Here is a 2373-nt window from a genome sequence, read left to right as displayed (position 1 = left end):
CAAGCAACTGCATATGGACGTACCGCGCGAACAAGGCAAGGGCCCAAGCCGCCCTGCCGCACAGGCCGATGACTATAGCTTAATGCAGCAGGCTGCCGACTATTACCAGCAACAACTGCAGCAACATACTAATGGCCCGGCAGTGCAACAGTATTTGCAAAAGCGGGGCTTGTCGGCGCAAACCATTACTGACTTCCAGCTGGGTTATGCCCCGGATGGCTGGGATGGTGTACTAAAGCAATTAAGTAACGGCAAACCGCGGGCAGTGCGTGAACAGTTAATTGAGCTGAAACTGGTTAACCGCAACGACAATGGTCGCGAATATGATTTTTTCCGCGACCGCCTAATGTTTCCCATTCACGATAAGCGTGGCCGGGTTATTGCCTTCGGTGGCCGCATTTTAAATGATGGTCAGCCCAAATATCTGAACTCGCCGGAAACCCGACTGTTTCATAAAGGCCGCGAGCTGTATGGCTTGTATCAGGTACGTCAGCAACCCGGCCATTTAAAGCAATTATTGGTGGTTGAAGGTTACATGGACGTGGTCGCGCTGGCCGAACATGATATCCGCTTTGCGGTAGCGTGCCTGGGTACTGCGACCACCTCAGATCAAATGCACACCCTGTTTCGTTACAGCCCGAAAGTAATTTGCTGTTACGACGGCGACCGGGCCGGCCGTGATGCAGCCTGGCGCGCGCTGCAAAATGCTCTGCCGCAGTTAAAAGACGGGGTTGAACTGAATTTTGTATTTTTGCCCGATGGCGAAGACCCCGATTCGTTAGTCCAAAAAGAAGGCAAAACCGCTTTTATGGCAAGGCTGGAGCAAGCATTACCGTTAAGCCAGTATTTGTTTGAACATTTGTTGCAGGAATTTGACGCCAATACTGACGGCGGTAAATCTGCGTTAATGGCTAAAGGCAGTGAACTGATCAAGCAAATACCCAGTAGCTTTTATCAGGAAACGTTACAACAAAAACTGGATAATTTACTGGGTCGCGCCAGTGAGCGCTTAAAACCGGCAAGCAAGCGGCCACAAGCACGGCCAGCCCCGGCCACCATTAAAATGACGCCTATGCGCCGGGCCATTGCCTTACTGTTACAAACCCCGACGCTGGTTAATGTTATGCCGTACACCCCGGAACTGGCCAGTGCCGATATTCCGGGCATTACATTGTTGCTGGCGGTGCAGCAGCACTTATTAGATAAACCAGGGCTTAGCACCGCGCAATTGCTCGAATACTGGCGCGATCTACCAGAGCATGCCATCCTTTTAAAACTGGCAGCCTGGCAACATCAGATCGAACCTGAGCAGCTTTCAGCGGAATTTTTGGATACGTTCCACTCTATTGAAGACCAATATCTGCAACAACGACTGGAAGCACTGGAACGAAAAGATAAACTAAAACAGCTGACCCAGGCCGAACAACATGAATATGTGCTGTTGCTAAAAGCACTGAAAAGCAAAAAACCGCGACCAGCAGGCTAACTCCGACTGGCTAGAAAAGCTTCGGTTTGTTATAATCGCTAGTTCGCATTTTTACATTAATCAACATTGGTGGAAGATAAGTCTCTATGGAGCAAAGTCCTCAGTCGCAGTTAAAACTCCTGATCATTAAAGGTAAAGAGCAAGGGTATCTTACTTTTGCCGAAGTTAACGATCACCTTCCACAAGACATTATCGACTCTGATCAGATCGAAGATATAGTTCGAATGATCAACGATATGGGTATTCAGGTGTTTGAAAACGCGCCCGATGCCGATGACTTGATAATGGCTGATGCCTCAACAGATGAAGACGCTGCAGAAGAAGCCGCTCAGGCTTTAGTAAGCGTCGATAAAGAGCTGGGACGCACAACCGACCCGGTGCGGATGTACATGCGGGAAATGGGTACCGTTGAGCTGTTAACCCGTGAAGGCGAAATTGACATTGCCAAGCGGATTGAAGACGGCATCAATCAGGTACAAACCTCGGTTGCCGAGTACCCGGAAGCCATTACGTACCTGCTGGAGCAATGGGATAAGTTTGAAGCGGAAGAAATTCGCTTAAGCGACATTGTCTCGGCCTTTATTGACCCGAACGAAATTGATGAAGCGCCGGTTATTGCCAGTCACATCGGTTCAGACGTGCCGGAAGATAAACAGGACGATGACAACGACGACAATGACGACGATGATAGCGATGATGATTCTGAAGCAGACACCGGCCCCGATCCGGAAGAAGCACGGATAAAATTCGGTGAGTTGCGCACCCAGTATGATGTAACCCGCAATTCTATCGAAAAAAATGGCCGCGAACATGCGACCACCAAAACCGAAATTGAAAAACTCAGTGAGGTTTTCCGCTGTTTCCGTTTAGTTCCTAAACAGTTCGAT

General features: G+C 49.3%; 2 protein-coding genes. Both read left to right on the top strand.

Annotation, left to right across the window (positions count from 1 at the left end; genetic code table 11):
- Window positions 1-1486, top strand: a 1486-nt coding sequence (dnaG, locus tag ABY802_RS16620) for a DNA primase (RefSeq protein WP_372628233.1), incomplete at its 5' end; no start/stop codon positions are given.
- 86 nt (window positions 1487-1572) lie between these two features.
- Window positions 1573-2373: RNA polymerase sigma factor region1.1 domain-containing protein (locus tag ABY802_RS16615; protein WP_372628232.1), on the top strand; the 801-nt coding region annotated here is incomplete at its 3' end.

The organism is Arsukibacterium sp. (assembly GCF_041616895.1).
Lineage (GTDB): Bacteria > Pseudomonadota > Gammaproteobacteria > Enterobacterales > Alteromonadaceae > Alishewanella.
Note: the sequence above shows the minus strand (reverse complement) of the source record. Positions and strands in the feature narration are given on the sequence as shown.